The 3,050-nt window shown below is 64.7% G+C and carries 3 protein-coding genes and 2 pseudogenes; all 5 read right to left on the bottom strand.

Going from position 1 to position 3,050, the window contains the following annotated elements; all coding sequences use genetic code 11:
* A pseudogene (locus WBV42_RS04040) lies at positions 1 to 225 on the bottom strand (acetylglutamate/acetylaminoadipate kinase); the annotation flags it as partial.
* Positions 222 to 1,298: an N-acetyl-gamma-glutamyl-phosphate reductase gene (argC, locus tag WBV42_RS04035; RefSeq protein ID WP_423984894.1), complete on the bottom strand. Its 1,077-nt coding sequence runs from the start codon at positions 1,296 to 1,298 to the stop codon at positions 222 to 224. The gene argC and the pseudogene WBV42_RS04040, both read right to left, overlap by 4 nt.
* Positions 1,298 to 2,158: a lysine biosynthesis protein LysX gene (lysX, locus tag WBV42_RS04030; protein ID WP_423984893.1), complete on the bottom strand. Its 861-nt coding sequence runs from the start codon at positions 2,156 to 2,158 to the stop codon at positions 1,298 to 1,300. Before lysX ends, argC begins: the two co-directional genes overlap by 1 nt.
* A gap of 1 nt (position 2,159) precedes the next feature.
* On the bottom strand, positions 2,160 to 2,324 hold the full coding sequence (gene lysW, locus WBV42_RS04025; RefSeq protein WP_066140665.1) for a lysine biosynthesis protein LysW: 165 nt from the start codon (positions 2,322 to 2,324) through the stop codon (positions 2,160 to 2,162).
* Between the two features lie 150 nt (positions 2,325 to 2,474).
* A pseudogene (locus tag WBV42_RS04020) lies at positions 2,475 to 3,050 on the bottom strand (argininosuccinate lyase); the annotation flags it as partial.

Raw genomic sequence — 3,050 nt, 5'->3', positions numbered from 1 at the left:
GACGACCACCACGTCCTGCCCGTTGGCAGTCAGGTGTGCGACGTCGCTCAGTGCGCCGTCGGGGTTCACCGCCCGTGCGCCGCCGATTTTGACGACGACTGGGGCGTCGTCTTGTTCGTCGTCTTCGATCACGCCGCCGTCCGTGACGAGGCCGTCGTCGTTGTCGTTGTCGATGAGTTGGTCGTGTGCGGCCAGCAGTTCCTCGCGGCTGTATTCGTCTGTCATGGGCTTCCCACGGGATGTAGTCCCTCGAACTCCAATCCGGCTGTTTCCTCGAATCCCAGCGCGACGTTGGCGGCGTGGACTGCCTGTCCAGCCGACCCCTTCATCAGGTTGTCGATGGCGCTGAAGACGACGATGCGTTTGTTACTCGGGTCGAGTTCGAACCCGACCTCGGCGTAGTTCGTCCCGGCGACCGCCTTGGGTTCCGGGTAGCGATAGACGCCGCCGCCGCCCGCGACGAGGCGGACGAACGGTTCGTCCTCGTAGGCCTCTCGATACGCTTTCCAGAGGTCGCCTTTGGATACGGGACTGTCGGGGAACACGTGGCAAGTCGCGGAGGCTCCGCGAACCATGTCCACGGCGTGTGCGGTGAACGACACGCTCGTTCCCAGAATTCCCTTGATTTCGGCCTCGTGGCGGTGGCCCGTCGGCGCGTAGGGACGGACGATGCCCGAGCGCTCGACGTGGCTGCTCGCCTTGCTCGGCGTCGCGCCGCCCTCCGACGAGCCGACTTTTACGTCCACGACGACTTGCTCGCTTCCGAAGAGGATTCCCGCGTCGAACAGCGGCGACAGGCCGAGCAGCGTCGCGGTGGCGTTACAGCCACCCGCGGCGATGAGGTCCGCACCGGGCAGTTCCTCGCGCGTCAGTTCGGGCAGCGCGTACACCGCCTCGTCCAGATATTCGGGACAACTGTGTCCGTCGTACCACTCGTCGTACTCCTCTTCCGTGTCGAGGCGGAAGTCAGCGCTCAGATCCACCACGGTGTCCGCGGCGTCGCGGAACGAATCGATGTGCTCCATCGAGATGCCGTGGGGTGTCGCGGCGAACAGCACGTCCACCGATTCGAGGTCGCTCGGTTCCGAAAAGCGCAGGTCGGACCCACGTAAATTCGGGTGGACCGACCCGAGCGTCTTGTTCGTGTACTCCCTGCTGGTCGCCTGTGCGAGCTCGAAGTTCGGATGTCCGGCGAGCAGGCGGAGCAGTTCTCCGCCGGTGAACCCGCTGGCTCCGATGACGGTCGCCGAGAGCGCCTCGGCGCTCGTATTCGTCTCCGCGTCGGTCGCAGTAGCCATCAGGCCACCACCTCCGCGGGAACCTTCGTTTCGAGCCAATCGACGACCGCGGCGGGGACGTCCGTCTCGACCGCCTCGTTCAACGCCTTGAACTCGACGGTGTGGTTGACCTCGTGGACGGTGTAGCCCGACTCGGTCTCCATCAAATCGACGCCGAGGAGACCGCCGCCGACCGCGTCACTGGCGTTCTCAACCAGCGACTTCGCTTCCGCGTCGAGTTCGAATTCTTCCGTCTTCGCGCCCTTCGCGGCGTTCGTGAGCCAGTGGTCCGAATGGCGGACCATCGCGGCGACCGGCTTCCCGTCCAGTGCGACGACGCGGATGTCGCGTTCCGGCTTGTCCACGAACTCCTGCACGTAGAACACCTTGTGCTCGTAGTGGCCGAGTGTGGCCTTGTGCTCCAGAATCGCCTCCGCCGCACTGCGCGAGTCGATTTTCGCCATCAGGCGACCCCACGACCCGACGACGGGTTTGAGGACGCACGGGTAGCCGAAGCTTTCGATGGCCTCCATCGCGCTGTCGGTCGTGAAGGCGACTTTCGTCTCGGGCGTGGGGACGCCCGCGCCCGCGAGTGCGAGGCTGTTCTTCGCCTTGTCCGAACACACCTCCGCGGTTTCGTGGCTGTTGACGACGGGAACCCCGTACGCCTCGCAGAACTGCGTGGCGTAGAGGCTCCGGCTCGTCGCCAGACAGCGGTCCACGACGAGGTCGAGCCCCTCGAAGGCCTCAGGTGGCTCGGTCAGATCGAACGTCTGCTTGCGCACGTCGATCTTCGTCACCTCGTGTCCGCGCTCGCGGAGCTCCGCGAGGAGGAGCTTTTCGTCGCGGCGAATCCTGGAGTAGAGGATGCCTATTTGCACGTTACTCCCCCCAGTCCTCTTCGAGCTCCGGCGCTCGGTCGAGGACTGGCGGGTTCACGTCGATGACTTCCAGTTCGACACCGCAGGTGCCGCAGTCGATGATTTCACCCGTTTCCAGATCGTCGTGCAAAGCCACATCGGCTCCGCACTCAACGCATTCTACCATTGTACTCTTCCGTATCGCCCTATCGGACTTAAATCCATCGTTATTAATAATGAAGAAAAAGCTCGGACTACCGTCTAACGGAAGTAGAAGGCTTATACCGCGGTTCTGAGTTAGTAATCAAGTAATTCCCCACGCAGGGGTCGCGGTAGTTCAGGCATAGTCGTTTACCTCCATCTGGAGCGTTTCACCGGCCGCTTCGAGCGACTCGGCGAGTTCGGTCGTCGTCGTTTCGTCGTCCACGAGCGTTGCCCTCGCGTTCGCCAGCGCTTCGACGACCGTCTCGGCCGCTGGACCGCCGACAGAATCGCGCATGGCGACGCTCGCTTCCACGTTGAGTGCCGATTCGACTTCCTCCGGTGCGACGAACTCGGCGAGCGGTGCGCCGAGCACTTCCTCGGCGGCGGCATCGAGGGCATCGTAGTCGCTCGTTCCCGCCGTCGCAACGACCTCGTGGGCCGTGCGGAACGGCACGCCGCACATCGCCAGCAGGTCGGCGACGCCGGTCGCCGTCGAAAAGCCCTCCCCCGCGGCGTCTGCGAGTGCGTCCTCGTTCCACGTCGCGGTCGCCACCGCACCGGCAGCGACGTCCGTCGCGTCGATCACGGCGTCGATGGCGTCCCACGCGTGCGGGGTCGCACGCTGCAGGTCGCGGTTGTACGCGCGCGGCAGTCCCTTCAGCGTCGTGAGCAGTCCCGACAGTCCGGAGTGAGCGTCGCCCGCGACCGC

This window comes from Haladaptatus sp. (assembly GCF_049589095.1).
Taxonomy (GTDB): domain Archaea; phylum Halobacteriota; class Halobacteria; order Halobacteriales; family Haladaptataceae; genus Haladaptatus.
The sequence above is the reverse complement of the archived record's forward strand: the minus strand, read 5'-3'. Positions and strand labels throughout refer to the sequence as shown.

Coding starts and splice junctions, on each gene's coding strand:
- argC (WP_423984894.1), bottom strand. CDS start 1,298: ATGGCTACTGCGACCGACGCGGAGACGAATACGAGCGCCGAGGCGCTC.
- lysW (WP_066140665.1), bottom strand. CDS start 2,324: ATGGTAGAATGCGTTGAGTGCGGAGCCGATGTGGCTTTGCACGACGAT.